General features: G+C 63.8%; 30 protein-coding genes and 2 pseudogenes. 19 read left to right on the forward strand and 13 right to left on the reverse strand.

What is annotated here, in order from left to right; genetic code table 11:
* Positions 1–7: 7 nt before the first annotated feature.
* The 7 genes and pseudogenes from THIARS_RS05275 to THIARS_RS05305 all read left to right on the forward strand — a co-directional run.
* A complete protein-coding gene (locus THIARS_RS05275) occupies positions 8–931 on the forward strand; it encodes a LysR family transcriptional regulator (RefSeq protein ID WP_186436577.1) in 924 nt (307 codons plus the stop codon).
* Between the two features lie 191 nt (positions 932–1,122).
* The gene (locus THIARS_RS05280) at positions 1,123–1,761 is read left to right on the forward strand and encodes an aldo/keto reductase (RefSeq protein ID WP_245845754.1); all 639 of its coding nucleotides are present in this window, start codon (positions 1,123–1,125) and stop codon (positions 1,759–1,761) included.
* 81 nt (positions 1,762–1,842) lie between these two features.
* Positions 1,843–2,010, forward strand: a pseudogene (locus tag THIARS_RS18185) (MFS transporter); the annotation flags it as partial.
* Between the two features lie 192 nt (positions 2,011–2,202).
* On the forward strand, positions 2,203–3,282 hold the full coding sequence (locus THIARS_RS05290) for an aldo/keto reductase (protein ID WP_094159774.1): 1,080 nt from the start codon (positions 2,203–2,205) through the stop codon (positions 3,280–3,282).
* Positions 3,283–3,429: 147 nt separating this feature from the next.
* A complete protein-coding gene (gene istA, locus THIARS_RS05295) occupies positions 3,430–4,974 on the forward strand; it encodes an IS21 family transposase (protein WP_094158946.1) in 1,545 nt (514 codons plus the stop codon).
* Between the two features lie 26 nt (positions 4,975–5,000).
* Positions 5,001–5,780 (forward strand): IS21-like element helper ATPase IstB, encoded by a 780-nt coding sequence (gene istB, locus THIARS_RS05300; RefSeq protein ID WP_094158947.1) that lies wholly within the window; start codon positions 5,001–5,003, stop codon positions 5,778–5,780.
* Between the two features lie 286 nt (positions 5,781–6,066).
* Positions 6,067–7,023, forward strand: a pseudogene (locus tag THIARS_RS05305) (FAD-dependent oxidoreductase); the annotation flags it as partial.
* Between the two features lie 646 nt (positions 7,024–7,669).
* Here the strand turns inward: THIARS_RS05305 and THIARS_RS18880 are convergent.
* From THIARS_RS18880 to THIARS_RS05340, 6 genes are all read right to left on the reverse strand, one after another.
* Positions 7,670–8,224 carry a nucleoside 2-deoxyribosyltransferase gene (locus THIARS_RS18880; protein WP_094159777.1) on the reverse strand — a complete coding sequence of 185 codons (555 nt, stop codon included), beginning with the start codon at positions 8,222–8,224 and terminating at the stop codon, positions 7,670–7,672.
* Positions 8,225–8,408: 184 nt separating this feature from the next.
* Complete coding sequence (locus tag THIARS_RS05320; RefSeq protein WP_094159778.1) at positions 8,409–8,681, reverse strand: hypothetical protein; 273 nt, start codon at positions 8,679–8,681, stop codon at positions 8,409–8,411.
* 15 nt (positions 8,682–8,696) lie between these two features.
* Complete coding sequence (locus THIARS_RS05325; protein WP_094159779.1) at positions 8,697–8,909, reverse strand: hypothetical protein; 213 nt, start codon at positions 8,907–8,909, stop codon at positions 8,697–8,699.
* A gap of 168 nt (positions 8,910–9,077) precedes the next feature.
* Positions 9,078–9,284, reverse strand: a complete 207-nt coding sequence (locus tag THIARS_RS05330) for a hypothetical protein (protein WP_013123606.1) — start codon at positions 9,282–9,284, stop codon at positions 9,078–9,080.
* Positions 9,281–9,709, reverse strand: coding sequence for a single-stranded DNA-binding protein (locus THIARS_RS05335; RefSeq protein WP_013123605.1), 429 nt, complete (start codon positions 9,707–9,709; stop codon positions 9,281–9,283). The genes THIARS_RS05330 and THIARS_RS05335 overlap by 4 nt, the downstream gene beginning before the upstream one ends.
* A 115-nt stretch (positions 9,710–9,824) precedes the next feature.
* Positions 9,825–10,499, reverse strand: coding sequence for a S24 family peptidase (locus THIARS_RS05340; protein WP_013123604.1), 675 nt, complete (start codon positions 10,497–10,499; stop codon positions 9,825–9,827).
* Positions 10,500–10,574: 75 nt separating this feature from the next.
* Here THIARS_RS05340 and THIARS_RS05345 point away from each other — a divergent pair, with 75 nt between their 5' ends.
* The 7 genes from THIARS_RS05345 to THIARS_RS05375 are packed head-to-tail and all read left to right on the forward strand — an operon-like array spanning position 10,575 to position 14,446.
* On the forward strand, positions 10,575–10,868 hold the full coding sequence (locus tag THIARS_RS05345; protein ID WP_013123603.1) for a transcriptional regulator: 294 nt from the start codon (positions 10,575–10,577) through the stop codon (positions 10,866–10,868).
* Positions 10,861–11,070, forward strand: coding sequence for a helix-turn-helix transcriptional regulator (locus THIARS_RS05350; protein ID WP_013123602.1), 210 nt, complete (start codon positions 10,861–10,863; stop codon positions 11,068–11,070). The genes THIARS_RS05345 and THIARS_RS05350 overlap by 8 nt, the downstream gene beginning before the upstream one ends.
* Entirely contained in the window at positions 11,067–12,308 is a 1,242-nt protein-coding gene (locus THIARS_RS05355; protein ID WP_094159780.1) for a DUF1376 domain-containing protein, read from the forward strand. The genes THIARS_RS05350 and THIARS_RS05355 overlap by 4 nt, the downstream gene beginning before the upstream one ends.
* A 21-nt stretch (positions 12,309–12,329) precedes the next feature.
* Positions 12,330–13,289, forward strand: a complete 960-nt coding sequence (locus THIARS_RS05360; protein ID WP_094159781.1) for a ParB/RepB/Spo0J family partition protein — start codon at positions 12,330–12,332, stop codon at positions 13,287–13,289.
* Positions 13,282–13,845, forward strand: coding sequence for a hypothetical protein (locus THIARS_RS05365; protein WP_094159782.1), 564 nt, complete (start codon positions 13,282–13,284; stop codon positions 13,843–13,845). The genes THIARS_RS05360 and THIARS_RS05365 overlap by 8 nt, the downstream gene beginning before the upstream one ends.
* Before the next feature lie 8 nt (positions 13,846–13,853).
* Positions 13,854–14,111 (forward strand): hypothetical protein, encoded by a 258-nt coding sequence (locus THIARS_RS05370; RefSeq protein ID WP_141202338.1) that lies wholly within the window; start codon positions 13,854–13,856, stop codon positions 14,109–14,111.
* A gap of 8 nt (positions 14,112–14,119) precedes the next feature.
* Positions 14,120–14,446 (forward strand): chorismate mutase, encoded by a 327-nt coding sequence (locus THIARS_RS05375; protein ID WP_245845546.1) that lies wholly within the window; start codon positions 14,120–14,122, stop codon positions 14,444–14,446.
* A 1-nt stretch (position 14,447) separates the two neighbouring features.
* Here THIARS_RS05375 and THIARS_RS05380 read toward each other — a convergent pair whose 3' ends face one another.
* Positions 14,448–15,014, reverse strand: coding sequence for a lytic transglycosylase domain-containing protein (locus THIARS_RS05380; RefSeq protein ID WP_013123596.1), 567 nt, complete (start codon positions 15,012–15,014; stop codon positions 14,448–14,450).
* A gap of 123 nt (positions 15,015–15,137) precedes the next feature.
* On the opposite strand from THIARS_RS05380, the gene THIARS_RS05385 reads away from it, so the two are divergent.
* Genes THIARS_RS05385 through THIARS_RS18190 form a run of 3 tightly spaced genes read left to right on the forward strand, consistent with a single transcriptional unit; the run spans position 15,138 to position 18,653 of the window.
* On the forward strand, positions 15,138–17,309 hold the full coding sequence (locus THIARS_RS05385) for a DNA topoisomerase 3 (protein ID WP_094159784.1): 2,172 nt from the start codon (positions 15,138–15,140) through the stop codon (positions 17,307–17,309).
* A 16-nt stretch (positions 17,310–17,325) separates the two neighbouring features.
* Positions 17,326–18,153 carry a Fic family protein gene (locus THIARS_RS05390; RefSeq protein WP_094159785.1) on the forward strand — a complete coding sequence of 276 codons (828 nt, stop codon included), beginning with the start codon at positions 17,326–17,328 and terminating at the stop codon, positions 18,151–18,153.
* Positions 18,153–18,653, forward strand: a complete 501-nt coding sequence (locus THIARS_RS18190; RefSeq protein ID WP_141202339.1) for a hypothetical protein — start codon at positions 18,153–18,155, stop codon at positions 18,651–18,653. Before THIARS_RS05390 ends, THIARS_RS18190 begins: the two co-directional genes overlap by 1 nt.
* 6 nt (positions 18,654–18,659) lie before the next feature.
* On the opposite strand, the gene THIARS_RS05395 is transcribed toward THIARS_RS18190, so the two are convergent.
* From THIARS_RS05395 to THIARS_RS05410, 4 genes are all read right to left on the reverse strand, one after another.
* Positions 18,660–19,823, reverse strand: coding sequence for a carbon-nitrogen hydrolase family protein (locus tag THIARS_RS05395; protein WP_094159786.1), 1,164 nt, complete (start codon positions 19,821–19,823; stop codon positions 18,660–18,662).
* Complete coding sequence (locus tag THIARS_RS05400; RefSeq protein ID WP_094159787.1) at positions 19,801–20,346, reverse strand: hypothetical protein; 546 nt, start codon at positions 20,344–20,346, stop codon at positions 19,801–19,803. The genes THIARS_RS05395 and THIARS_RS05400 overlap by 23 nt, the downstream gene beginning before the upstream one ends.
* Positions 20,346–21,104 (reverse strand): hypothetical protein, encoded by a 759-nt coding sequence (locus tag THIARS_RS05405; protein WP_094159788.1) that lies wholly within the window; start codon positions 21,102–21,104, stop codon positions 20,346–20,348. The genes THIARS_RS05400 and THIARS_RS05405 overlap by 1 nt, the downstream gene beginning before the upstream one ends.
* Before the next feature lie 74 nt (positions 21,105–21,178).
* Positions 21,179–21,802 (reverse strand): hypothetical protein, encoded by a 624-nt coding sequence (locus THIARS_RS05410; RefSeq protein ID WP_094159789.1) that lies wholly within the window; start codon positions 21,800–21,802, stop codon positions 21,179–21,181.
* 382 nt (positions 21,803–22,184) lie between these two features.
* Here THIARS_RS05410 and THIARS_RS05415 point away from each other — a divergent pair, with 382 nt between their 5' ends.
* On the forward strand, positions 22,185–22,496 hold the full coding sequence (locus THIARS_RS05415; RefSeq protein WP_094159790.1) for a plasmid mobilization protein: 312 nt from the start codon (positions 22,185–22,187) through the stop codon (positions 22,494–22,496).
* Positions 22,496–24,628 carry a TraI/MobA(P) family conjugative relaxase gene (traI, locus tag THIARS_RS05420; protein ID WP_094159791.1) on the forward strand — a complete coding sequence of 711 codons (2,133 nt, stop codon included), beginning with the start codon at positions 22,496–22,498 and terminating at the stop codon, positions 24,626–24,628. The genes THIARS_RS05415 and traI overlap by 1 nt, the downstream gene beginning before the upstream one ends.
* Positions 24,629–24,904: 276 nt before the next feature.
* Here the strand turns inward: traI and THIARS_RS05425 are convergent, their stop codons facing one another.
* Both THIARS_RS05425 and THIARS_RS05430 read right to left on the reverse strand, forming a co-directional pair.
* Complete coding sequence (locus THIARS_RS05425) at positions 24,905–25,318, reverse strand: GFA family protein (protein WP_013123587.1); 414 nt, start codon at positions 25,316–25,318, stop codon at positions 24,905–24,907.
* A 108-nt stretch (positions 25,319–25,426) separates the two neighbouring features.
* On the reverse strand, positions 25,427–25,708 hold the full coding sequence (locus THIARS_RS05430; RefSeq protein ID WP_013123586.1) for a YciI family protein: 282 nt from the start codon (positions 25,706–25,708) through the stop codon (positions 25,427–25,429).
* Positions 25,709–25,712: the final 4 nt, after the last annotated feature.

Below are 25,712 nucleotides of genomic sequence, written 5' to 3' on the forward strand. Positions count from 1 at the left end.
CAAAACGATGCAAGGTGGTTTTGCAATGATGGAAAACCTGAACTGGGACGATGTGCGCCTGTTGCTGCTGGTGGCGCGCACGCGCAGCCTGTCGGCGGCGGCGGTGCAACTCGGCGTGAGTCCCTCCACGGTGGGGCGGCGCATCGCGCTGCTGGAACGTGCGCTGGGCGTGACGCTGTTCATGCGCCACGCCAGCGGCTACAGACTGACGGAGGACGGCGCCTCACTGCTGGAAGACGCCAGACGCGTCGAAGATGCCATGGTGCAACTGCAAGGCCGGGCGGCGGATGCAGGCAGCACTCCCCGAGGGCATGTGCGCCTGGCGACCAACGAGGCGCTGGCGAATCTGCTGATCCTGCCGCGCTGGGCGGCGCTTGCGCCCCGTTATCCGGATCTCGTGTTGGAACTGGTGACCGGGGCTGCGATCCAGGATCTGTATCGGCGCGACGCCGATCTGGCGCTGAGGCTGGTTCGGCCCGAGGCCGGCGGTCTCACCGTGCGCAAGCTGGGAGTGCAGGCGTATGCGGTGTACGCCGCGAAGGGGTTGCTGCCACAGAGCCGCAAGCCCGGCAAGGCCGGGCTCGCCAAACTGCCCTGGATCGGCTGGGATGCCTCCCTTCAGCATCTGGTGCAGGCGCGGTGGCAGCGCGAGCACTTTCTCGAAGCACGCATCGCACTCACGGCGAACAGCCTGTTCACCCAGTTGCACGCGGCGGAGCAGGGTCTGGGGCTGGCGGTGCTGCCGTGCTACATCACCGACCCCCATCCGCAGCTCACGCGCTGCCTTTCACCGGGGCAATGCGTGTCGCAGGACATCTGGCTGGTGATCCAGCAAGGCCTGCGCGACGCGCCGCGGGTGCGCGTCATCGCGGACATGGTTGCCGCCGTGGTCAGCGACAACCGGAAAGCCCTCGAAGGCCTTCCGCCCTGACCGGCCGGACATTCAACGATGCCGTTCGCAAGCCGTCGTTCAGTCGTGAGATTCAGGCACTCCATTCGCCCTCAGTTCAACCCCCAATAACTCCGCCAGCCGCTCGATCGCATGCCATGGCGTAGGCATCACAGCAAACTGCAAGCCAACATCAGATTGACGGGCAGGCCGAAGTCCTCGACGAGACCCCCATCGGTCTTGTCGCGTATCAGCACCGGGTAGATCCTGCGATCCCTATTGAAGACGTCGTTGGAGCCATGGCAGACCTTGTAGCCGCGGGCAAGGTACGTCATCTCGGACTGTGCGAGGTATCGACTGCCACCCTCCGCGCCGCCCATGCTGTTCATCCGATCTCGGCCGTTCAGAGCGAGTACTCCCTCTGGAGCCGGGAGCCCGAGCGCGGTGTCCTTGGGGTCTGCCGGCAGCTCGGAATCGGCTTCGTCCCGTACAGCCCGCTCGGACGAGGTTTCCTCACGGGCAAGCTGACGTCCGCTGATCAGTTGGCCGCGTCGGATTTCCGCAAGTCTCTCCCGCGGTTCCAGGCGGAGGCGCTCGCTCGGAATCTGCGTGTCTTCGAACTGTTCGGCGAGGTGGCCAGGACTAAGGGGTGCACTCCCGCACAACTCGCGTTGGCGTGGCTCTTGGCTCAAGGCGACTTCATCGTGCCGATACCGGGCGCCAGAACGCTCGAGCACATAGAAGACAACGCGGGAGCCGCCGCTCTGCAACTGTCCGCCTCCGAGATCCGCGCGGTCGAGTCCGCACTGGATCCGCAGGCGATCAGCGGTGCTCGCTACAACGAAGGAGACCTCGCGCTGGTCGAGGGCTGAGCCCCCCCCCACGAACGTCCGATTCGATTTGATCCAACTTCAGGAGAGGTCGTGAGCAAAGAATCATCGAGCAAGAACAGAATGCCGATTGCCATCTGGGCCCTCGCGGCCGGCGCATTCGGCATCGGGACGACAGAGTTCGTCGTCATGGGGCTCCTCCAAGAGGTCGCGCGAGACTTTGGGATTTCCATCAGCACGGCAGGCTACATCGTCACCGCCTACGCGCTGGGAGTCGTGATCGGGGCGCCGTTCACGATATCGCACCGAGTGAATGCTCGGCCTATGGCGATCACCCATCGGATCTGCCGATGCTCAGAGCCGTTGGCATGGGCTACTTGGTCCAAGGCGACAGCAACACGTTGACGCCTGTCTCCTCTGATCTTTGGCAAGAAGAGTTCATCTGAACCTGACGAACTGGAACCTCAACGAAGGGAGTTTGAAATGAAGTACCGCTATCTTGGTCAAACTGGCCTCTCCGTTTCGGAGATCTGCTTCGGGGTGATGACCTTCGGCAGCAACGGTGCCTTTCTTGGCGCCCCCGATCGCAACTGGGCAGAATTTGGGGTGGTGTCAGACGACGACTCGTGCCGCATGATTCATCAAGCGCTCGATGCAGGCGTCAACTTCTTCGACACCGCTGACGTCTACAAGAATGGGCAAGGCGAGGAACTGCTGGGCCGTGCTCTGAAAGGGCGGAGGTCCTCGGTGATCGTCGGCACGAAGGGCCGGTGGGCGACCGGCGAGGGGCCGAATGAGAGCGGTTCGACGCGGCACCATTTGCTGCATGCCGTCGAGGCCAGTCTGAAGCGCATGGAGACCGACTACATCGATATCTACCACCTGCACGGCTTCGACCCCCGAACGGCGATCGAGGAGACGCTGCGCGTTCTGGATGACCTCGTTCGAAGCGGCAAGGTCCGTTATATCGGGATCTCGAACTTCGCCGCGTGGCAGGTTGCCGTGGCGCTCGGGGTGTCGGAAAGCAAGAACCTGGAGCGCTTTTCAGTCTATCAGGCCTATTACAACATCGCCGCCCGAGAGTTGGAGCATGAGATCGTGCCCCTCTGCGTGGACCAGAAGGTCGGGATCACGGTCTGGAGTCCCCTGGCGGGCGGCTTTCTCACTGGCAAATATCGTCGCGGCGAGGCGCCAGCGGCGGGCAGTAGGCTTTCCAACGCGACACCATTCGAATCGGCGCCCGTGGCCGACCGGACGCAGGCCTTCGATGTCCTTGATGCGATGCACGCGATCGCGACCGAGCACGGAGCGACGGTGGCGCAAGTGGCGCTCAACTGGCTCCGCCGGCGCCCAGGCGTTTCCTCGTTGGTCGTTGGCGCAACGCGCCACGAGCAGTTGAAGGAAAACCTGCAGTCTATCGAATGGGACCTGAGCGACGCGGAGTACGAACGCTTGACTGCCCTGAGCGAGCGCCCGAAGCCCTACCCGTATTGGCATATGGTGAACGTGGCCGGTGACCGCCGGCTTCCCCACGTGCGTATTCCGGACCAACGTGACCGCTGATTCCGGTCATCGTGACCGGGCGATTCCGGGAACGTGACCGGCGAATCCGGTCATCGTGACCGGGCCGTTGGACTACGACACCGGAATGGTGTTGCGCATGAATCAACCTGGCGGACCAAGTAGCTTCACTGCATTTGCAGGAGCCCCATGGCCGCCCCAAGGATCAACATGCGCAAACTCAAAGACGCCTTGCGTCTCAAACTCGAAGGTGGGCAATCCCACCAGCAAATAGCCACCGCTCTGGGCATCTCCAAAGGTGTGGTCACCAAGTACGTCGGCTTGGCCGTGGCCGCCGGCCTGGACTGGCCCACCGTGGCAGCGATGGACGAAGCAGCCCTGGAGCGGCAGCTTCTTTCCGCACCGCGGCCCAGCGATATCTACGCCCAGGCCGACTACGGCCGCATTCACCAGGAGCTGCGCCGCAAAGGCATGACGCTGGCACTGCTGTGGGAGGAATACTGCGCCCAGACCGGCGACGAACACGACCCCGAGCATCCCGTCAAACCCTGGCGCTACTCGCAGTTCTGCGAGAACTACCGCCAGTTTGCCAATCGTCTGAAGCGCTCAATGCGCCAAGTCCACCGCGCCGGCGAGAAGCTGTTCATCGACTACGCCGGACCCACGGTGGCTTTGACCAATGGCCAGCGCGCCAACATCTTTGTCGCCGCCATGGGCGCCTCGGGCTACTGCTTCGCGCTGGCCACGCCGGCGCAAACGGCCTGCGACTGGCTCGGCGCCACGGCGCGCGCGCTGACCTTCTTTGGCGGCGTGCCGCAACTCATCGTCCCAGACAACCCACGCGCCTTGGTCAAAAGCGCCAACCGCTACGAGCCACAGTTGAACGACACCGTGCTCGACTTTGCCCGCCACTACGGCTGCTCGGTGCTGCCCGCGCGGGCTTATCACCCACAGGACAAAGCCAAGGTCGAGCTCAGCGTGCAACTGGTGGAGCGCTGGATCTTGGCGCGCCTGCGCAAGATCCAGTTCGCCACCATCGACGACGTCAACGACGCCATGGCCCCGCTGCTGGAATACCTCAACCAGCGCGCCTTCCAGAAGCTGCCCGGCTGCCGGGCCAGCGTGTTCAAGGAAATCGATGCCCCGGCGCTGATGGCGCTGCCGCTGCAAGCCTGGGAATGGGCGGTCTTCAAAACCGTGCGCGTGCATATCGACAGCCACATCGAGTTCGAAGCCCACCGCTACAGCGTGCCCCACGCCCTGGTGGGCATGGCGCTGGAGCTGCGCATCACGGCCAGTGCCGTGGAGGTGGTGCACCGCGGGCAACGCGTGGCCAGCCACAGGCGCTGTGCGCACCCGGGGGGCTTCACCACCGTGGCTGAACACCTGCCCGATCGGCACCAAGCCCAGGCCCAGTGGACGCCCGAGCGGCTCATCCATTGGGGCGAGCGTGTCGGCGTGGCCTGCGCCCTCACGGTGCGCCGGATGCTGGAGCGGCAGCGGCATCCCGAGCACGCGTACCGAGCGTGCCTGGGGTTGTTGTCCTTGAGCAAACGCTACGGCGACGCACGCCTGGAGGCGGCCTGCGTGTTGGCGTGCGCGTTGGGCACCTCCAAGTACACGCACATCCGCGACATCTTGGTGAACCGGCGCGACCTGCTGCAAGCCAGCACCACGCCCGAGTGGACGAGCCCGTCGCACGCGCATGTGCGCGGCGCGGATTACTACCAATGAACATCCCACACGAGAACGAGACGACCATGATGATGAACACGACCCTGAATCAGCTGCGCGGCTTGCGGCTGGAGACCATGGCCCAGGCCCTGGAGCAGCAACTGCGCACCGGCGGCATGGCCGCCATGAGCTTTGAGGAGCGGCTCGCCCTGCTGGTGGACCGCGAAGTGCATGGCCGGCAGGACCGGCGCTGCGCGCGCCTGCTCAAGTTGGCCAAGCTCAAATACCCACAGGCCGCCATTGAGGACTTGGACAGCCGCAGCACGCGCGGCATTGAGCGCAGCGCGGTGATGAGCCTGGCCCTGGGCGATTGGGTGCAGGCCGGGCATGCGGTGCTGATTACCGGCCCCACCGGGGCGGGCAAATCGTGGTTGGGGTGCGCCTTGGCGCAGCACGCTTGCAGGCGTGGCCACAGCGCCATCTACCAACGCGTGCCCCGCCTGGGCGAGGAGCTGCGCATACGGCACGCCAATGGCACCTTCACGCGTTGGTTGGACACGCTCAAGAACACGGACGTGTTGCTGCTCGATGACTGGGGGATGACGGCCATGGATGCGCAAACGCGGGCCGATTTGCTGGAGATCATTGATGACCGGGCGGCCAGCCGCGCCACGATCATCACCAGCCAGTTGCCCATTGAGCATTGGCACGAATGGATTGGTGACGCCACGATGGCCGACGCGATGCTGGATCGGCTGATGCAAAGCCATCACCGACTCACGCTCACCGGAGAGTCGTTGCGCAAGAAGGTGCCGGCCAAAGGCAAGGCGGGCTCGCAGGCGCCCGCAAGCAAAGATACCGATTGATTCTCTGATGCCTGTCGAGCGGGATCATGCATACATGCCCGATCGGGGGGTGCCTCCGGCGGCCTGGCGGGGGCCTGACGAAACCGTTTCAACAACAATTTGAGAAAGGAAAGCCAACCCTCAAAGCAAGCCAAACCTAAAATCAAGCCGCGCAACACCACCATCGGTCACGATGACCGGAATCAGCGGTCACGTTCGCCGGAATACGCACCACGACATCTATCCCTGAACTTTCGAGTAGAAGATCGGGCTGATCGCCAGCCGCTCGGCCACCACAGGAGGAACCATGAATCGTCGAGTGCTGGTAGTTGGCGCGGGGCCGGTTGGTCTGACGTTGGCCTTGCAGCTGAAAAGGTTTGGCGTACCTGTGGACTTGATCGAACGGGGCAGTAGTGCCGGGTCCTATTCCAAGGCCCTGAGCCTCAATGCGGCATCCCTGAAGGCATTTCATGGCTTGAGCTTGCAAGAAGAGATCGCCCAGGCCGGCAAGGCGATCTCGGACATCTATCTCTATTCGGGCGGCAGGCGCTTCTCGCACATCGACAAACACAGACTGGGTGGTCTGTACGACTACTACCTGAGTTTGCCCCAACCGCGCACCGAAGAGGTCTTGAGAGAGAAGCTCTGCTCGCTCGGGGGCGTGGTCCACGATGGGCATGAACTCGTCCATTTGCGGCAAATTCCAGGCGGCGTTGAAGCCACCATCCGCGTTCATCAAGACAATCGGACCGACTCTTCCCGATACGACTTCATCGTAGGGTGCGACGGGGCGCACAGCACGGTTCGCGAATTGTCTGGAATCGCCTTCTCGGGCAGTGATTACGGGCTCCATTTCGTGATGGGAGACGTAGCCTTCGAAGGTGGTCGTCACCAAGTCTGGACGACATATCACCTCTGGGATGACGGGTTTCTTATCTTCTTGCCGATGGACAACGGACTGACCCGCTTGGTCGTCGGTCGACGCCAGCCACTCCCCGCAGGCCGACCCAAGCCGACAGTCTCGTAGCTGCAGGCCTGTTTGGACCGTTACCACGTTCAGGGCTTTCGAATTGCGTCCTTGGCCTGGTCTTCCAGCGCCCCCATCTTCACGCGCCTTGCCAGCGGTGCGCAGGAAGGAAGAGTTTTCCTCGCCGGGGACGCCCTGCACCTGTTCAGCCCGATTGGCGGGCAAGGGATGAACACCGGCATTCAAGATGCCGTCAATCTCGGCTGGAAGCTCGCTTACTACATGCGAGGCCTAGCCGGAAGGCGGCTCTTGAACAGCTACGCCGAGGAACGCCTACTCGCGGTCGAGCGAGTAGAGCACTGCACCTCAGAGCACACCCGGGCGATCTTCGGATTGGAAAAGCACGGACCTGTCCACGACCTCTATCGCCCGGGCTTCGCCAATAGGCGCAGCCTGAGAGACATCGTCGCGCAGCAGTTCTCTGGACTGGCTTTCGACCATTCGGTCTACGGCAGCATGGTGGGCCGACACGTACCGTTTTTCCCCGTCAATTCGCCGACTATGGAGGTCGCGAATTCCTATGATCTGCCCAGAACAGGCCGACATGCGATCCTCGTGCCGGAGGGAACAGATGTGTCCAAATTGGCCAAGATGCGAGCGCGATGGGGGCACGTCTCGCAGAGCTACACGCTCGATAGCGATGGGTACCAGGTTGTGACGGCGGCCCGTCCGGGAGAGGTCTGTCTGGTTCGCCCTGATGGCTTCATTGGGTTCAGTGGAAACTTGGAGGAGTGCGAGCGGTATCTCGAACGCGTTCACTCGATTTTGGATGGGGAGGGCGGTCGGAGTGCGTTGGGGATCCACCACCCGCTTCGGCCCGCTATGACGACAGAAAGCCACGCCCGACCGGCGGACATTCGCGATGCCGTTCGCATGCCAACTGTCAGGCGTGAGATTCAAGCACTCCATTCGCCCTCAGTTCAACCCCCAATAACTCCGCCAGACGATCGATCGCATGCCATGGCGTTGGCATCACGGCAAAACTGCAAGCCAACATCAGATTGACGGGTAGGCCAAAATCCTCCACCAGACCACCATCGGTCTTGTCGCGCACCCGGCCATCGGCGTCACGCCAGACCTTGCGCAGCACCGCACGCCGCTGAGTCGTGCTCCAGGCATCCCCGATCCACCCCGCCACCGGCTTGCCCGTGGCCAGGGCGAAAGCGGCCTCGAACACAGAGCCGCTGTCGGGCTCCACGCCGCGGAACGGGCTGAGATTCACCAACACCGCATCGCAGGTGCGCAACTGGTGAAGGTTATGCTGGTAAATCTGCTCGGCCAACGGCAGCGGCCCTTCCGTATGGACTTCGAGACCATCGGTCGGCGTCACCGCTTCCAGGCCCGCGTGTGCGCAGGCAGCCCGCAGGCGCGCGTAGCGAGCATCCCGATCTTCAAAGAACAAGTCTGGCCCGGCCAGATAGACCCGTGGTGTTGTCATTGCCGTTTCCCTCCAAGCCACATTGTTGCCAGCCCTATCCCAGCGATCACCACAACCGCCTGCCCCGCCGTCTGCATGACCGCCAGATGTCGCTCGGCCATGAACATCACGTTGTAGATCAGCCCATGCACCAGAGAGTGGAAGAGAGCTGGCGACCATGGATCCGATGTCCATCGCCTCGCACCTACTCAGCCGCCTCACCGAGCGCCATCACCGAGCCCAAGCTCAAAACCGCCGAAATGCAGGCATCCCGATGCGGCAGATGGCCCCAGCGCAAAGAGACCAGCGCCGCACGGGCTGGGTGCAGCGCGACCGCGCTTTGGCCGTTGTTGCGCATGGCATCCTGCGCCTTGTCGAGGCAGCGGATCGCCGCCTCGATGTCAGCAGGACTAGGGTGCAGGCCGATGCGCGCGAACGCAATAAGCCGTTGCGGGCATTCAAGCCATTCCTTGAGCATGGTGTGGCCTCCTGTTCAATCCGCGACGCGCTGGTTGCGCGCGGCCCTGCGACGACGCTTGATTTCCCAGGCCAGCCGCTTGTAAACGGCCCACAAGAGCTTGGCCGTCGCCCACAGCAGAGGAGACAGAAAAAGCAGCTTGATTCCGAGCGGTGCGCGCATGAACAGGTCCGCGAACCACACGAGGGCCAAGAGGGCGACGATGAATGTCATGCCGACGTATTGCATATCGAATACTCCTTCATCAGGCATCGCCCTGGCTGGCCTTGCACCAAGCATTTTCTGCACCGTTCCACTTCGGATGGGCAAGCAACCAGGCTTCACCCTGGCTCCTGGCAGGGCCGGGTCCCGCAGCAGTTGAAGGGCCGGTGGACGAGGACTCATTGCAGTAGCGCGTCACTGCCGTACCTCCGCGACCGAACGCCTCGCCACTGGCAACGGCAGAGCGCCCTGAGCAATCCGCTCCGCACGAGTGAGCAGGCCCTGCGCGTAACCGCGCCGGTAAGCCTCGCGCGGCCAGAGCGCCGGATTCGGGTCGCGCCCGGCGAACCCATCGCGATCACCGACCAAGGCATCGTTCACGGGGGCGCGTTTGAACATCATGACGCGCTCCCCGACGGATCGCCCAGCACAGGCCATTCCAGCCCGCCTGTCGCAGTCGCAGCAGCAGCGGCTGCATCAGCAGGCTTGTCCTTCTCCCGCCGGGTCAACAACAGCAGCTCATCGGCCACGACCTCGGTTGTATACCGCTCCGTCCCATCTTTGTCGGCCCATTTGCGGGTGCGCAACTGGCCCTCGATATAAGCCTGGGTGCCCTTGGACAAAAAGTCCGCCGCAATCTCGGCCAGTCGCCCGAACAGCACGACGCGCGACCATTCGGTGTCTTCACGTCGCTCACCGCCTTTGTCTTTCCAGGCGCGTGAGGTCGCAAGCGCGAGCGTGGCGACGGCCACGCCGTCTGCGGTGTAACGCACCTCGGGGTCGCGGCCGAGGTGACCGATCAGTTGCACCTTGTTGAGAGAGGGCATGCTTCACTCCATCGAGGGGATGGAACGAATAGTACGTAATGCCTAACATCTAGTAAATAGGTATTCCCTATTTTTTTATGCAGATTGACCCAGGGCGTTCATGGGCCGCCGACGATCAGATGGGCTTGCCGAGCCATGCCCAGATCACGCGGCCGTGAACGTGCAGGCTGGACGTTTCTTCAGAAGAGATCTCCCATCCCTTGTAGAGGCCATTGTCCGAGTTGACGGACAGGGACTTCGGCATGCGCTGGATGCGTTTGATAAAGGTTTCGTCGCCGAAGGTGAAGAGGTAGACGCCGTCACGATCGATGGTCTCCACCGATCGATCAATGACGACGATGTCGCCGTCATTGATCGTGGGCTCCATCGAGTCGCCTGCGACCGTGACCAGCGCAAGCGAAGTCAGCGCCACGCCTGAGTTGCGCAGGATGCGGGCCACGATGTCTTGACAGACCTGCACAGCGCCGACGCGCAGCTGGGCCTCCAGGTAGCGTCCCGGCCCTGCGGCCGCCTTCAGGTCGTACTGAGGCAGGGTGACCATCCCATCGACGATGCGCAGGGAGGGGTTGTATCCCCACTCTTCGCGCACCCCCCAGTGTTCCGGTCCGACGACGTCTGAGAAATATTGAAACAGGGCGCCGAGGCGAGACTTGGCCACGCGACCATGGTGGATCCAGTCCTGTACAGACGGTGGCTTGATCTCCATGGCGCGCGCCAGGGTGACCTTCGACACGCCTTTTTTCAGTCGCGCCGCCTCTATCGCGGCGCCAAGTTCTTTGCCTGTAAGCATTGCCTTATTTGAACGCAAAGCAAAAAATAAGGCAATGCACTTTTATAAAATAATGCAATACCTTATACTGGCCTGATGAGAGCCAACACTCGTCTATCCGAAGCGACCTCAGCCCATGGCGGTCTGTCCGCTTGTGCACGCATGATCGGCGTGAGGCCCCCCACCCTGCATCAATGGATCAAGGGGCTGCGTCCGGTACCTCCGCGACGATGCCATGCAATCGAGTACGCGCTGGCGGTTCGCCGTTGGGATCTCCGACCCAATGACTGGCATCTGATCTGGCCGGAACTGGTGCGCGCACCGGGTGCTCCTGCCGTGACCGAATCCGCGCCCGGCGCCGGGCCACCGCAAGAGGACAGCCGTGAATGAACCCCTGAGACTACTCGTGACTGCGGAGGAAGCGGCCCGCATGCTTTCGATGGGCCGATCGACCTTCTGGCGTAACGTCAGCGCGGGGGTCTTGCCGCAGCCCGTGCGCATCGGCGGCCTCACCCGCTGGCGGATCGCCGATCTGGTGCGGGTGGTGGATCTGGGGGCGCAAACGATGGCGGAGCAGGGGAGGGCGGCATGACGCAGGTCTCTCCCAGCCGTGACATCAGCCCCGCTCCTCTCACCCCACCCACCTGCGACCTGCGCGCCATGCCTCACATGCCGCTGGACGTGACGCGCCTGCTCAACTCCGACTTCATCGCCCAGACCGACTGCCCCGCCTTCAAGGCCGGCATGACGCTGATGCTGACAAGCTGGCAGCAGGTGCCAGCCGCCAGCCTGCCGTCGGACGACAGGTCCCTGGCCTGGCTGGCCCACGTCACCCCGCAGCGCTGGCGCAAGATCAAAGACCAGGCCCTGCGCGGCTGGATGTTGTGCAGCGACGGCCGTTTGTATCACCCCGTCATCGCCGAGTTCGCGCTGGACGCCTTCGACAAAGTGCGAGAGCGCCTCGACGACAGCGCCCCGGCCCGGCGCATCAGCAGCAGCGCCGAGCGCATGCGCCGCCTGCGCGCCCGGCAGAAAGCCGAGCGTGACGCCGCGTCACAAGCGTCACATGTGACGCCGGGAGTGACGCTCGGTGACGTCACCAGTGACGTCACATGTGACGGCTGTGACGCGTCACCCGTGACGCCCCCTCCCCACACCCCACCCTCCAAAGAAGAAGAGAAAGAGAAAGGGAGTGACGCGCGTGACGCGTCACCTGTGACGCCCGGTGTGACGCAAGAAGTGACGCCCGTCACTGCGTCACAGCCCCAGCGTCACCTGCCCATCCTGCAGGCAATGCCCGCGTCTGCAGGCGCTCACGCGCCTTCGCCGCCCCCCATCTCTCAGACACAAGACACGAGCCCCAACCCGGCGCCGATGGACGGCAAAGCCAAAGGCAAACACCCGTCACTCACGCCTGCAGAAAAACAACTCGCCGAGCAACTCTGGCAGCACTACAGCGAGGCCTTCCAGTCCCGCTACGACGCGCCACCGCTGCGCGACGGAAAGGTGAACTACCAGCTCGCCAGCCTCACCCGCAGCCTGGGCCAGCAAGCTCCGGCCGTCGCCGTTCACTACCTCCAGAGCAACCACGACTGGTACGTCCGCAAGGGACACGATCTTGGCACCCTGCTGGCCGATGCCAGCAAGGTGAGAGCCGACTGGATGGCCGCCAGCAAACGCGCTGCCCAGCTCGATGCCGTGCGCGCCCGCAACCACCAGCCCCCGCAAACCTCCACCCCGCCCAAGGAGTCCCCACCCGCCCCGGAAACCATCCGAGCCCAGCTCGCCGCCCTGCAAGAGAAATTCACCCGCCGCGCCGCCAGCGCCTGATCCTCTCAACTCCTCCCCACCATGCAAGCGACCGCCATGACCTCCACCACAGCCCTTCCCCTGGACTTCGGCACCCCCGGCGCCGACCCGCAGCAACTGCGCGCCGTTCCACTCGATGCCGTGCAGACCGAGAGCGACTTCCCCGTGCGTCGCCTCGATGCCGACACCCTCGACGACCTGGCCCGGAGTCTTCAAATCGTCGGCCAGCTTCAACCCATCGGCGTGCGCGCCGCAGGGAAGAACTGGTCACTGATCTATGGCGAACGGCGCGTGCGCGCTGCCCGACTGCTGGGCTGGCGCACCCTGCTGGCGCGGGTGTTCTCACCCATCGGTGCCGCCCCCGTGGTGCTGCGCGCCACCGAGAACATGCACCGGCAGGAATTCAGTCTGGAAGATGCCGCCGACACGGTGCTGCGGCTCGTCGGCGCAGGCATGACGCCGCCGAGCATCGCCAAGGCCCTCGCCAGGCGCGAGGCCTGGGTGAGCAGCATGCTGTCCTTCGCCCGCAATCCTCTGGCTCGCGAGCTGGCCAGCCTGGGGCGTTTGCAGTCGGTCTCCGCCTGGGAGTCCTTCGCTGCGCTCGACCAAGCCGAGCAGGGCACCGTGCTGGAGTCCAGCGACACCATCACCGTGGCCCGCTGCGACGAAGCCCGTCAGGCGTCCCGACAGAAGGAGGCGCGCCGACAACGGCATCTGGCGCCTGCCGCCCCAGAAGCTCCACCCTCTGCGGCGCACGCGGAGGGTGAAGCGGCACAAGCCTGCGTATCTGCCTCCGCGCAGGCCTGCGCATCCGCCGAACAGGACATCGGCTGGCGAAAAGAAAACCCGCCGCCGGACAACGCTATCACCATCACCCTGCGGCAGGGTCAAAAGCAAGCCCTGCAGCGCATCATGGTCGACGAGAACCGTGATCTGGACGACATCCTGCAGGAAGCGGTCGCAGTCTATCTGGCCCATCGGCAGGGAGCAGGCCATGAATGAGGCGCAGATGACGACAACACAGGCCGCCCAGGCGCTGTTCACGAGCCTGCTCGATGAACAGGTCCATCTGTTTGCAGGAGTCAGCACCCTGAGCATGGACGATGTGCGCCAGAGCCTGTACCTCTTCTGTCTTGAGCACGCCGCAGGCCTGGACGCCTTCAATCCCCTGCTGGGCACCCCCAAGAACTACATCATGGGCCGCATGTGGGGTCTGGTCGAGCGCTGGCGGCCGATGTCCTCGCTCGATGACATCCTGACCAATGACCACGACCAACCCATCCGCCAGAGGCTGCCCGATGTCCTGCAGGCACCGGGGGTGGAGGCCGCGCTCATCGCCAGCGCGCAGCGCCAGGCTGAAGACCAGATCCGTGACGACCTCGAACTCGCCAGCCGCAAATCCCTGCACGGTCTGCCGACCACAGTCGCCCTGGTCACCCACTGCGACCGGCCTCTCAGCGAAGTGGCCCGGCTGTGCGGTAAGAACAGATGGCGGCTGCGCCAAGCCGTGCGTCAGCAGAGCAGCGGCTTGGCGCAGGGCGGAGGTCTCGCAGGATAATGCCGAATATGAAAACCGTCGGCCACCGGAAGCCCCACACGATCACCCTGCACGCCAGAGCCGGAGCGCTGGAGGAGTTCGGGCGTTTCAACGACGCCTTTCACAGCCTCGCCCGCACACGCATCCTTCTTCCCAAGGGGGTGTTCAGGCTGTCCCATGAGGAAGCCGACAGGCAGATGACCGAGGGCATCGCCCGCGGCATGGCTTTGTTGGCAGCGGAGCACAATCAAGGTGCACCTGACGCCACCCGACAAGGCAAGAAGTGATGCAGAGGATGTTGCAGACCTTGCGCTCAGAGATCGACAGGATCGACGGACAGATCATTGAGCTTCTCGCCAGACGCTTCGCGGTCACCCGGCAGGTCGGGCAACTCAAGGCGCATCATGCGCTGCCAGCGGTAGACGCAGAGCGCGAATCTGCCCAGCAGTTGCGCTATGAGCAACTCGCGCGGGCAAATGGCCTCGACCCGGCTTTAGTCACGGGTCTGTTTCGTGACATCATCGCAGCAGTGGTGCGTCAGCACGGTGAAGCCATCACCCCAGAACGCCCCGGATCAAGCCAGCCGCCGCGCAGCCGGAAAGATCACGGCAACGAGCGGTGAGTCACCACTTCGCAGCCAGCCCATCACCCTTGGGCACCAGCGGGCTCGCCTGCGGCGTCCAGGTGACGACAGGCCGCACCGGCGGCAGCGCGGCGCCGACAGTGGCCCATGATGCGATCTGTCCGCCCGGAATGGCTGGCACGACCACGCCCGCTTTCCCGAAAACCTTCTCCCCATAAGCCATGCCCACCGGGCTGCGGAGCCTGCCCGTGTTGTACGCCGACAACGTGGCACGCAGATTGCCCGAGCGTGCCCACCCCTCCATCAGGACACTCTGCGCAGCGCGCAGGTTCGTACAGAGATTGAGAACCTGATCGACGCCCAGCCCCAGCCGGGGCAGGTTTCCGCTGTTGATCTGCGCCAGGCCGATGTCCACCGAGTGCCCCTGGGCGATCAACTCCCTCGCCAGCCGTGCGGCCTCGGCAACTGTCGTCGGCGCATAGCTCTTGCCACTGGTGTTGTCATGCAGAGCCAGCGCATTGCCCCCGCTTTCCTGCTGCACCACCGCGGCCAGGGTCACCGGGGCGATCTGAGGTGCACATTGCTGCATCAAGGCGATAGCGTTCATGGGGAATGTGATTGATCGGCGCGTGCGCGCCCTTGCCCAGATTCTGTGGGCGTGGGACAACTGCCTCATGACCCCACCGCGCAGAGTCTCCAGAGAACCATCCCCCCTTCCTGGAGACACAGCATGCGCCTCATCATCGCCGAAAAACCCTCCGTCGCCCAAGCCATCGCCGGTGTCATCGGCGGCGCCAGACGCAACGACGGCTACATCGAATGCCCGCAGGCCAAGACCCGCGTGACCTGGTGCTTCGGGCACCTGCTCGAACAAGCAAGACCCGAGGATTACGTTGCCGGCGGCAAGGTGCTGGCCTCGCATCTGCCCGTCGTCCCCATAGCCTGGAAACTCTCGCCGCGCGACGGCGGCGCGGGCAAGCAGGTCAAGGTGATCCGCGATCTGCTCAAAGATACATCGGAAGTCGTCAATGCCGGCGACGCCGACCGCGAGGGCCAGTTGCTGGTCGATGAGGTCTTGCTGTTCCTGAACTGGAAGGGCAAGACCTCCCGCCTGTGGCTGTCGAGCCTGGACGACGAAAGCGTGCGGCGCGCGCTGGTGAGTCTCAAGAACAACGACGCCATGCGTCCCCTCTATGAATCCGCCCTGGCGCGCCAGCGTGCCGACTGGCTCATGGGCATGAACGCCTCCATCGCCCTGAGCCGCAACCTGCAGGCCTGCGGCGTGCAGGGCGCCTGGAGCGTGGGCCGCGTGCAGACCCCGACCCTGGCGCTGCTCGTAGATCGGCAGCGCGACATCCAGAACTTCAAGCCGCGCGATCATTACCAGGTGCAGGCCGCCCTCGACGGCGACATCCGCGCCCTCTGGCAGATTCCCGAAGACCTGCAAACCGAGGATGGCCTGCTTCTGGACAAGTCTGCCGCCGAGGCCTGCGCCCAGGCGGTGCAGGGCCGGCGCGCGACCGTCTCCGCTTTCACCCGCAAGGCGGGCGAGCGTCAGGCGCCGATGCCTTATGCCCTCAGCACTCTGCAGAAGACGGCCAGCAGCCGTCTGGGACTGTCCGCCAAGGACACGCTGGCCGCGGCGCAGAATCTGTACGAAGCCAAGCTCGCCAGCTACCCGCGCTCCGACTGTCCCTGGCTCCCCGCCGAAATGCACGTCGCCGCCGCGCAGATCATTCGCGCCCTGGGCGCAGCGGACATCGCTGGCATCGACCCTGAACGCCGTCATCCCGCCTGGAACACCGCCAAGGTCGAAGCCCACCACGGCATCATCCCCACGGGCCGCAGCCTCGCCGAGGCATCGGGCCTGTCCGGGAACGCCAAGGCGGTGTACGGCCTGCTGCGCGAGTCCTACCTGCGCCTGTTCATGCCGCCGGAAACCTTCGAGACCCGCGAAGCCCTGTTCACATTCCCGGGCGGCGAGCGCTTCAAGGCGAGCGCCCGCATCGTGCAGGAACCCGGCTGGACGCAGCTCGGGCAAGGTGACAGCAGCGCGGAAGACGGCGAGCCCGAACAGCCCGCCAGACTGCCCATCCTCACCGAGGGCCAGCAATTGACCTGTGAATCCGCGCAAGTGCAGGCCAAGCGCACCAGCCCGCCCAAACCTTACACCGACGGCACGCTCATCGCCGCCATGACCGGCGTGCACAAGCTGGTCACCGACTCCAAGCTCAAAGCCCGTCTGAAGGAGACCTCCGGGCTGGGCACCGAGGCGACGCGGGCCTCGATGATCGAAGTCCTGATCGCCCGCGAATACGCTGAGCGCAAAAAGAAAGAGATTCACCCGACCGAGCACGGCGTGCAACTCATTGACATGCTGCGCAAGGTCGCCCCTGACCTGGCCGACCCCGGCACGACTGCGCTACAGGAAGACGCGCTTGCGGCCATCGCCAGTGCCCGCAGCACCTTCGACGAATTCATGACGGCCCAGATCGACGCCGTGCGCGAGTCCACCCAAAAGCTGTTGGGCGGCCAACTCGGTGCAACGCCCGCCATTCTCCATGCCTGTCCCGCCTGCGGCGGCGGCCGCTGCGCCCAGCGCACCAGTAAGGCCGGGGCGACCTATCACCGCTGCCTGGATTGCGACGCCGCATTTGGTGACGACGGCGGCAAACCCGGCAAGCGCTTCGAGGACAAGCACCAGAGCGAGGGCGCAGCGGCCAAAGCGCCCGCATCTGGCCCGAAGTGCCTGAGCTGCAAGAAGCCCACTTTCAAGAATGAGACCAAGACCGGCAAGCCCTACTACCGCTGCGGCGGGTGCAAGGGGGCCTGGTGGCCGGATCGAAAGGATGAAGGCAAGCTCGGGACGAAGTGGGAAGAGAGGGCGGGAGCCCGAGCGTAAAACCTAGAATCGACCTATGTCCCAATCACTAGCCGCGCTGCTAAAGCTCATAGACACCCGCAAGGCGCAGCTCGACGCCCTGCGGCCGCTGCCGCCAGCAACGGTCGCCAGTCTGCATGACAAACTGGCGCTGGAGTGGACCTACAACTCCAACGCCATCGAGGGCAACACCCTGACGCTGCGTGAGACGCAGGTCGTGCTCGAAGGCATTACCGTGGGCGGCAAATCGCTGAGGGAACACCTCGAAGCGATCAATCATCAGGAAGCCATCGGGGCCGTGGAATCGCTGATCCAGTCGGGCAAGCAGATGACCGAATGGGACGTGCGCGGCATCCACCAGATCGTACTCAAAGGCATAGCCCCGGAGCATGCCGGGCGCTACCGCACAGAAAACGTCGCCATCGTAGGGGCGAGTCATACGCCGCCCGCCGCAGTGCAAGTGCCCGAGCGCATGACCGAACTGATACGGTGGCTCGACAGCCCGCCATCGCATGGTCTGCACCCCGTGGCTCGCGCTGCGGAATTTCATACCCGCTTCGTCGAAATCCACCCGTTCGTTGACGGCAATGGCCGCACCGGAAGACTGCTGATGAATGCCGTGCTCATGCAGGAAGGGTATCCCCCAGCGGTGATTCGCGCAGAGAACCGGCCCGCCTACTACGAAGCGCTCGATCGCGCCTGCGTGACCAAAGACTATGGTGACATCACGCGCTTGGTGGCGCAGGAAACCCTGCGCTCACTGGACAGCTATCTCGAAGTAATTGAAGGCAGGCAGCCTGGACGAGAACCAGAGCAGGCGCAGCGGCGCATGAAACGACCGGGGCGGACGGGTGTCGAGCGATGATGGAACAAACGCCACGACAAATTAACGTCCGCCAGCGCGAGTATGCGCTAGCGAGCGCCAAATCAGGCGCGGTCCGCTTGGTAACACGAAATATCTTTACATGTACAGCTTGGTTCGGAATCGACCGGCACAACGGCATCGCGTTTCTTTGCCACTTCGATGCGCCGTGGAGTCCAGCAGCGGTTCCCCAAATCGTTAAAGAACTGATGAATATTGCTCCGCCCGATGCTCGATTTGAATCACACGTTGTGAATGGCACATTCTTCGCTTACCTATGGGCAAACCGTACAAGAAGGCGCTTGAAAAGCGAACTCGGGAAGTTGCCCGAGTTCAAGTGCACGTTGAAAGAACATAGTTTTCTGTTCCATCGTGCCCTAAGTTTGGTCGTCGTTTCCGTGGCCAGCAGAAATTGGCGACGCATAGATTACTGTTGGGAGGATAAGTACAAGGAAGCCAAGCCCATAACAAAGGGGATGAGCAAGGCGCCCGGTTCACTTTAGTGCGGCTCACCGATTCACCGCCCCCACCACCCCCACCCCCATCAACCGCGCCCACGCCCGCGTGCTCGCCGCCTGAATCCCCGGCGCTGCGCTCCCCGGCGCCGCCCACCACGCATTGGACTGCGCCACAATCACCGTAGGCCGCTGCCACAGCGCCTCAAGCCACGTCCACGGCTGCACCTGCTCCACGCAAATCGCGGCCCACACGCGCTGCCCGTCCAGATCGAACACCCGTTGCCACCAGGCAGGACGCAGGGTGCGCGGATTCCAAGGCTGCCAGTCACCGCCCAGCAGCAGGCCCGCAGCCTCTGCGACCGGCACCGGATCGGCGTACCCATGCCGGACCTGCACGACCGCATCGCGCGCATCCATCTGCACGCCGAGCAGCCAGACCTGCCCCGGCGGCACCGCTGCAGCGAACTGCGCTCGGGTGCCGTCGTACCAGTCTGGCAGGATGGCTTCAGGAAACACCAGCACCCGCGCCGCAGCCCCCTGGGAGAGACCTGCGGCGATCACCGCTTGATTGTTGGCGATGCCGGCCAGGACATTGCCGTCGTCCGGCTTGATCTGCGTGTGTATGCCAACCCAGCCTTCTGGCAAAGCCGGAGCAAGCCCGATTCCATGCTTGACCACTGCAGCGGCATTCGCCAAGACCGCGCCCACCAGCAGTGAAACCAGCACTCGGCGCGAACCCTCCCCGTCGCGCAAAGCCAGCGGAAGGATGACCGCGAGAGCCAGCATGAGCAGCAAACCGATCCATCCCATCGCCGGGAACAGCACGCCTGCGGCATTCATCGGGGAGAGCCAGCCGATCACGCCCAGCGGGGGCAGGGCGGTCAGCAGCAGCGCGCCCAGCAAGCCGCCGCGCCGGGGCGGCAGCGCCCACGGCAAGGACAACGCCAGCGACGCCCCTGCCCATGCCGCGCAGGCCATCAAGGCGTGATGCTTCCCCCAATAGCCCAACACCGCCGAAACGATCGGCCAGCAGCCCACCGCGTAATAGGCCAGCGCCACCCCGAACCGTCGCCGCGCCGTGCCGCTCCCCGCCACCAACAAGGGAAGGCACAGCGACGCAGTCGGCCCAAGCAGGCTGGAACCGCCCCACAGCCAGGCGCTGCCGGCGGCAGCCGCGGCGAGGATCGGCCATTCACTTGCCAAAGCGCGGCGCATGGTCAGGAGCCGTCAGCTTCTGAATCATCTGCTGCTGCAACTGCACCGTCTGCTCCAACTGGAGCTTGCCTGCCAAGAAACCAACAAACAACGAGAAAGCGATGACCACGCCCAGGATCGCCATCGAGGTCAGCGAAAACAGCTCCCGCAAACCGCTGGTCACCCCTTCTCGCACCGCCGACCTGACCACCCCCTCATCCACCTTCGCGTTCACCGGCCGCGCCGCCGCCTCCTGCAGGCCGCGCAAGCCGACGATCACCGGCGTCAAATCCATCGGCGCCGCATCCGCCTTGCCCGACTCCAGCACCGCCGCCTTCACTGCGGCGAGCACATCCGCCCTCGGCGTGCTGCGCGCCCAGCCCCAGGCAACCAGCGTGACCTGAGGGATGTTGCTTGGGTCATCGACCTCAAACTGGGCGCGCTGCATGATGCCCAGCAGAGAACGAATCTCTTTCCATTCGTCCTCGGCGGGCAGCCGCCCGAGCACATCCATGAACACCTGTTCCGAATTGCTGTAGGCCATCACACCACCTCCACATCCACAGACTCGATCGGCTCCAGCGCCGCCCCGGCCCGTTTGAGCCAGGACTGCAGGGCCAGCCGGTAGCCATACGGCAGCGGCCGACCGTCGATGCCCGAAGCCAGTACCTCATGGAACGGGCGACGCCCGATCATCACCGCGAGCTGGTCGTTCATCTCCGGCAGTTCGGTCTCGACCCAGGCGCCTTCCTCCACCAGACGCTGCCGCAGCGGGTCGGTCTGCCAGAGCACGAACTTGTCCGCCGAGCCGAAGAACAGGTTCTTCACCACGATGCCCGCCTCATAGCGCGCGGGCATATTGCGCAGGCGGTAATCCAGCGCCCGGATGCTCTCCTGAGTGCGGCTGAGCAGCCACACCGGCACCGCATTGGCCTCGCGCAGCACCTCGCCGACGATGTGGATCGACCCGTCGAATGCCCGCGTGCCGATCTGCGCCGGCATATTGATGATGATGCGGTACTCCGCCGTCTGGGCGGCAGCGCCGAGCATGGCCAGCTTCGTGCCCAGATCGATCCAGCCGCTCTCGGTGGAAAGATCGAGCAGCGCCGTGCTGGCGATGCCGCCGCCAGGCCGCAGCCCTCCTTCGCCGCACACGTCCGGGTTGGAGAGATCGGCGTCATAGACCACCAGACGGGGACGCTGCTCCTCTTCTCTGGACAGGAAGTGATGAACCAGCGCTCGGGCGGCCAGGCTCTTGCCGACGCCGCCTTTGTCGCCATCGATGATGAATGTCTTGAGCATGATGAAAAACCTTTCAGTCAGGATGAAAAAATGACCGGGCAGCGCCCCGGCGGCGTCCGGCGGCAGCCGGGAAATCAGGCGTTGTGCTCGCCGATGAACTTGCGCCGCGCCTCGGGCGGCCCCTCCAGGTTCTTGCGCAGGATGTAGTCCGCCTCCGATTCCTCCGGCAGGCGGTCAGAGCCGTCCGCCCAGGGCGGCAGCTCCAGACCTTCCAGTCCGCGTGCAGTCGGCGGGGCGCTTGCGGCGGTTGGCGTCTTTGCGGCGGGGCGCTTGACCATGGGTGAGGCCGATGGGGGGCGGGCCGGTGCCGGTCTGGCTTTGGGCGTCGCGGGCACGGGCGACGGTGCACGCAGGTCAAACCGTCCCCGTCGTTTCCGAATCGCGTCCAGAGCATGTCGCAAGTCGTCCGCCGGAATGCTTGGCATGCACTTCTTCAGGTAAGCCAGAATCTCGGCGGGCTTCTCGTCGCTATCGAACAGGGCGAACAGTTCGTCCTCGATCGCCATCAGACTGTTGAGCGCGAACTGCCGTGGATTGCTGGCTTCTTCGGCACGGGCGCGCGCCTGTGCGGTTTCTCGCTTGCGCCGTGCGATTTCCCGCAACTCGGCTTGCGTCTGCTTCAGTTGCTGGAGGGCCGCGTCGCGGTCGAATGCGCCCGTGTCGTCTGGCGCTTCCGGCTTGTCCTCGTTTTGCGTCATCGTGATTCCTCATGTGTGCGCCTTTCATCAGCGCCCTACCCGGACTCTGCGAGGTGGGGCCAGCGTGCGACAAGGGAACCGCGGAGAACCGGCAATGGCATCCGCACATCGGCGAAGCGCGTCCGCTGCGCGACAGATCGTGTCCAAAAGGGTGTCGGGCGGAGCCTGACCAAGCGTTTCGTGTGACATGGCGCCGCCAGGCGTCGGACAGCCGCGTCCAGCGGTGTCCGAAATGTCCCACGAAACATTACCTTGCAAGGTTTTTACGCATCGAAGGTTTGGACAGCTCCGACACACGCCCGGATCAAACCGCCTCACGACTGACCAGCAGCGACACACGACGCAGACAGACCGTGCCGTCCCCGTCTCGCAGAGTCACGGCATGGACCCACAAGATCGCAAACCCCACACCGTGCGCGTGCGCCTCACCACCGCCCAGCTCGCCGACCTGCGCCACCAGGCACAGGCCGCCCGCAAGAGTGTGTCGGAACTCATCCGGCTGCGCGCCACCCTTCAACCCGTGATCAGCCGCGCCGACGACACCGCCGCGCAGCGCATCGACCAGCTCGGACGCCTGCTCAAACACCTCTATCCCAAAGACAAAGGTTGGGCTACCGGAGACGATCGCCGCCGCTGGTGGCAACTGGTCGAAGAACTCCAGCGCACCGCCGCCATCCTGAGAAGGACACCCTGATGCTCGCAAAAGTCATCACCCTCAAACCCGGCGCACCCAGCAAGGGATTCGCCCACGTCATGCGCTACGTCATGCGCGCCCACGACGAACTGCCGCCCGGACAGACCCTGGACGGCGGCCACTTCAATATCGACGACGATCAGCTCTACTGGACGCTCGACGAACATCGCCTCGCCTACGCAGAAGACCTCGCCGGCGTCTGTGATGGCACAGCCCGAGACTGCGAGCGCAAGGGCCGGTTCAAGGGCAACCCCGTCTATCACGTCGCCATCACCTGGCAGGAGGGCGAACATCCCACGGTGCAGCAGGCCGAACACGCCTGCAAGCACGTCATGGACGCGCTGGGATTTGGTGAGCATCAGGCCGCCTGGGCCACCCACCGCGACACCGACAACGATCATGTGCACCTGGTCATCAACCGCGTGCACCCGGAAAAACTCATCGCTGTGCAGCCGCCGTTCAAGAAAGACTATTTCATCCTCGACCGCTGCATGCGCGAACTCGAACTCGAATTCGGCTATGCCCGCGCCAACGGCCCCTACATCACCCTGGACACCGACCAGGGGCCGACCATCGTGCGCATGAGCCGGGCGGAACGCCGGGAGCGTGGGCTGCTGAAAGAAGACGGCGCGCTGCGACTGACCCGTGGCGCAGCCGCAGCGGAATACCGGCTCGGCGCCGACTCCTTCCAGTCCTGGGTCGCCGTCCATCCCGCCCGAGACCTGCGCGCCGCACTGCAAGCCCCCAGCTCGACCTGGGCCGATGCCCATCAGGCTCTGGCGCAGCACGGCGTCACCCTTCAGGCCAAGGGCTCCGGGCTGGTGGTCACCACCCAGCTTGATAATGGCCGCATCCTGGCCGCCAAAGCCTCTCAACTGGGGCGCTGGGCCAGCAAGGCCGAACTGGAAAAACGACTCGGCCCCTTCGTCCCTGCACTGCAAACCCAGGCAGGGACACCGAAGGCCTACGCGCAGTACGTCAAGACCAGCCGCCGCCAAACCGACAAACCGGAACGCGCGCCCCAAAAAATCTCAGCCCGCGACCCCGACCTCCGCGCGCTGCGCCGACAACTGCGCGCAGATGCCCGCGCGGCCCTCGCCGCCCGCTTCGAAGCCGAACAAGCCGCAGCGCGCGCGCAGCGGCCCCAGCAGCGCGCCGAACTGCGCAGCCGCCACCAGCGCGAACGGCAGGAACTGGCCGCGCAAACCCGCCAGGAGCGCAAGACCCTGACCACCCAAGCCCGGCAGCAGGGCCAGCCGCTCGCCGTGGTGCAATCCCTGTGGGCGCTCAAGGCGGCGCAGCAGCGCGAAGCCTTGCAGAAGCGTCAGGCGGCAGAGCGCAAGGCGCTCTCGGTCAAATTGCCCAAGCAGGAAGTCTGGCGCAAGTGGGTGGAGCGCGAAGCAAGCCAAGGCGATGAAGCGGCGCAGGCCGCGTTGCGCGGCATTCGTTACCGCGAGCAGCGCAAGAAGAACCAACAGCAGGACGGCATCGAGGGCGAGGAACTCGACCCGCTGCGCAAGCTCACGCTGGCCGGACTGGAGGCGCAGATCGACCGCAAACGCCAGCTCGTGCTGTACCGCGACGCGCAGGGGCGGGACAGATTCACCGACACCGGCCCGCGTATCGTCCTGCACGACAAGGGCGCGGACAGTCTGGAAGCCGCGCTACGCATGGCCGCGCAGAAGTATGGCGGCAAGGTGGACATCACCGGCAGCAGCGAATTCCGGGAACGCGCGGCACGGCAGGCCGTGCGGCTGGGCATCGAGGTCATGGATGCCGACTTGCAGGCCGTGGTGCAGGATGAGCAGCGGCGCTTGCAGCGCCCGCCACAGTTGTCCCCAAAGACTGTGGAGAAGTCGGCCCCGACCGCCGCCAAGCCCTTGAATCCGCAGGCCGACGCTGGCCCGCCCGAAATGCGGGCAGTCGATGCGGCGCTGGCCGCATGGCAGCAGGCCCAGACCGACGCGGCGAGAACCCGTGCCGTGCAGGACTGGATGCGCGGCATGGAGCGCATCGAGCAGCAGGGCGGGGATGTGGCCGCGGCGAGCGCGCACAGCCGCAAGGCGCTGGGCGGGCGTTATGCCGGGTTCATGCGGGAGGTTAAAGAACTGGTGAACGAACGGCTGCGCTGAGTATGTCAATCCAGCCGAGGTCCACGTCAACAGCATGAAATCTGGGTGGGCTGTGATTCCAAAGTTACCCCAGTAACCTTGAGCGTTCCATCTGGAACCACATAGTCAGTTCCATCCCTGCGTCAGAAAGCTCAGCTGTATAGCTCGAGATGGGTCCATAGTGGCTGCCGTCGGCATCGAAACCTAGGGGCCGACCAAGCGCTTTCTGTCATCTAGGTGTCGTCCGTGACAAGTACCAGCGAGCGTCCGCTGGGCTAATCGTTGTGAGGCATCGTGCTACTGCTTCGGTGCTCTTTCAAACTTTGGCAATTGTGGATTCATAAAATCCCAGGTGGGCGCACTTGATGTGTAGAAATCTAGTTTCGGATGGAATGCTGAAGGATCATCGAGTGTTCCCGCCCGTAAACCGATCATGCCTGGAAGCATTTCAAGCTTGCTAAACAATTGCGATCCGCAACTTGGGCAAAATAAACGCCAAATCTTGTTTCCACTATCCGCAGTAGTTTCATATGACTTTGGATTTCCCTCAATTTTCACAGCTATTTCCGGGTAAAACATAGCTGGTGTGAACGCGCTTCCAGAAGTTCGTTGGCAGTCTCTGCAGTGGCAATTGCCAGAGAAAACTGGCTCACCTTGGCATTTATATCGAATGGCTCCACAGAGACATCCACCTGTAAGCACTTGATCCATGAGTTATTCCTTTATGTGTTTTTATGTGTCGAGCCGGAAATTGATACTTGGTGTCGCAGATCGGGGGGGCGAGAAGTGGTGCGTTCCACAAGAACCTTATTAAGTCAGCTAGAGATTTGCAAGCCGCGTGGCAGCCATAAAAGGTAAGAACTCAATAATTTCATACTCAGCAATTTGTTCTCGATGAAAAGGGTCGTTGGCCACTATGCTTTCGATTTCTGCTCTCGTTTCCGCTTTTGAAAGAATGACCCCGCCAGTACGAGGTTCCTTGCGTCCGGACAACAGGAAGTGACCGGAAGCATAATAACGTTCCAGAAATTCTTTATGCTCCCCGATAAGACGATCAACCTCAGATAATGGCTTAATGTAGCGCAGCAATATGACGAACATGCAA

It is taken from the genome of Thiomonas delicata, from assembly GCF_900088825.1.
Taxonomy (GTDB): Bacteria; Pseudomonadota; Gammaproteobacteria; order Burkholderiales; family Burkholderiaceae_C; genus Thiomonas_A; species Thiomonas_A delicata.

Excerpts from the sequence above, each read along its gene's own strand:
- THIARS_RS05335 (WP_013123605.1), bottom strand. The coding sequence starts at position 9,709 with ATGCCCTCTCTCAACAAGGTGCAACTGATCGGTCACCTCGGCCGCGAC.
- THIARS_RS05360 (WP_094159781.1), top strand. The coding sequence starts at position 12,330 with ATGCAAGCGACCGCCATGACCTCCACCACAGCCCTTCCCCTGGACTTC.
- THIARS_RS05365 (WP_094159782.1), top strand. The coding sequence starts at position 13,282 with ATGAATGAGGCGCAGATGACGACAACACAGGCCGCCCAGGCGCTGTTC.
- THIARS_RS05275 (WP_186436577.1), top strand. The coding sequence starts at position 8 with ATGCAAGGTGGTTTTGCAATGATGGAAAACCTGAACTGGGACGATGTG.
- THIARS_RS05340 (WP_013123604.1), bottom strand. The coding sequence starts at position 10,499 with ATGCTTACAGGCAAAGAACTTGGCGCCGCGATAGAGGCGGCGCGACTG.
- THIARS_RS05320 (WP_094159778.1), bottom strand. The coding sequence starts at position 8,681 with ATGCTCAAGGAATGGCTTGAATGCCCGCAACGGCTTATTGCGTTCGCG.
- THIARS_RS05375 (WP_245845546.1), top strand. The coding sequence starts at position 14,120 with ATGTTGCAGACCTTGCGCTCAGAGATCGACAGGATCGACGGACAGATC.
- THIARS_RS05325 (WP_094159779.1), bottom strand. The coding sequence starts at position 8,909 with ATGCAATACGTCGGCATGACATTCATCGTCGCCCTCTTGGCCCTCGTG.
- THIARS_RS05405 (WP_094159788.1), bottom strand. The coding sequence starts at position 21,104 with ATGCTCAAGACATTCATCATCGATGGCGACAAAGGCGGCGTCGGCAAG.
- THIARS_RS05380 (WP_013123596.1), bottom strand. The coding sequence starts at position 15,014 with ATGAACGCTATCGCCTTGATGCAGCAATGTGCACCTCAGATCGCCCCG.
- THIARS_RS05330 (WP_013123606.1), bottom strand. The coding sequence starts at position 9,284 with ATGATGTTCAAACGCGCCCCCGTGAACGATGCCTTGGTCGGTGATCGC.
- THIARS_RS05345 (WP_013123603.1), top strand. The coding sequence starts at position 10,575 with ATGAGAGCCAACACTCGTCTATCCGAAGCGACCTCAGCCCATGGCGGT.
- traI (WP_094159791.1), top strand. The coding sequence starts at position 22,496 with ATGCTCGCAAAAGTCATCACCCTCAAACCCGGCGCACCCAGCAAGGGA.
- istB (WP_094158947.1), top strand. The coding sequence starts at position 5,001 with ATGATGATGAACACGACCCTGAATCAGCTGCGCGGCTTGCGGCTGGAG.
- THIARS_RS05430 (WP_013123586.1), bottom strand. The coding sequence starts at position 25,708 with ATGTTCGTCATATTGCTGCGCTACATTAAGCCATTATCTGAGGTTGAT.
- THIARS_RS05390 (WP_094159785.1), top strand. The coding sequence starts at position 17,326 with ATGTCCCAATCACTAGCCGCGCTGCTAAAGCTCATAGACACCCGCAAG.
- THIARS_RS05410 (WP_094159789.1), bottom strand. The coding sequence starts at position 21,802 with ATGACGCAAAACGAGGACAAGCCGGAAGCGCCAGACGACACGGGCGCA.
- THIARS_RS05370 (WP_141202338.1), top strand. The coding sequence starts at position 13,854 with ATGAAAACCGTCGGCCACCGGAAGCCCCACACGATCACCCTGCACGCC.
- THIARS_RS05415 (WP_094159790.1), top strand. The coding sequence starts at position 22,185 with ATGGACCCACAAGATCGCAAACCCCACACCGTGCGCGTGCGCCTCACC.
- THIARS_RS18880 (WP_094159777.1), bottom strand. The coding sequence starts at position 8,224 with ATGACAACACCACGGGTCTATCTGGCCGGGCCAGACTTGTTCTTTGAA.
- istA (WP_094158946.1), top strand. The coding sequence starts at position 3,430 with ATGGCCGCCCCAAGGATCAACATGCGCAAACTCAAAGACGCCTTGCGT.
- THIARS_RS18190 (WP_141202339.1), top strand. The coding sequence starts at position 18,153 with ATGGAACAAACGCCACGACAAATTAACGTCCGCCAGCGCGAGTATGCG.
- THIARS_RS05400 (WP_094159787.1), bottom strand. The coding sequence starts at position 20,346 with ATGGCCTACAGCAATTCGGAACAGGTGTTCATGGATGTGCTCGGGCGG.
- THIARS_RS05355 (WP_094159780.1), top strand. The coding sequence starts at position 11,067 with ATGACGCAGGTCTCTCCCAGCCGTGACATCAGCCCCGCTCCTCTCACC.
- THIARS_RS05395 (WP_094159786.1), bottom strand. The coding sequence starts at position 19,823 with ATGCGCCGCGCTTTGGCAAGTGAATGGCCGATCCTCGCCGCGGCTGCC.
- THIARS_RS05290 (WP_094159774.1), top strand. The coding sequence starts at position 2,203 with ATGAAGTACCGCTATCTTGGTCAAACTGGCCTCTCCGTTTCGGAGATC.
- THIARS_RS05425 (WP_013123587.1), bottom strand. The coding sequence starts at position 25,318 with ATGGATCAAGTGCTTACAGGTGGATGTCTCTGTGGAGCCATTCGATAT.
- THIARS_RS05385 (WP_094159784.1), top strand. The coding sequence starts at position 15,138 with ATGCGCCTCATCATCGCCGAAAAACCCTCCGTCGCCCAAGCCATCGCC.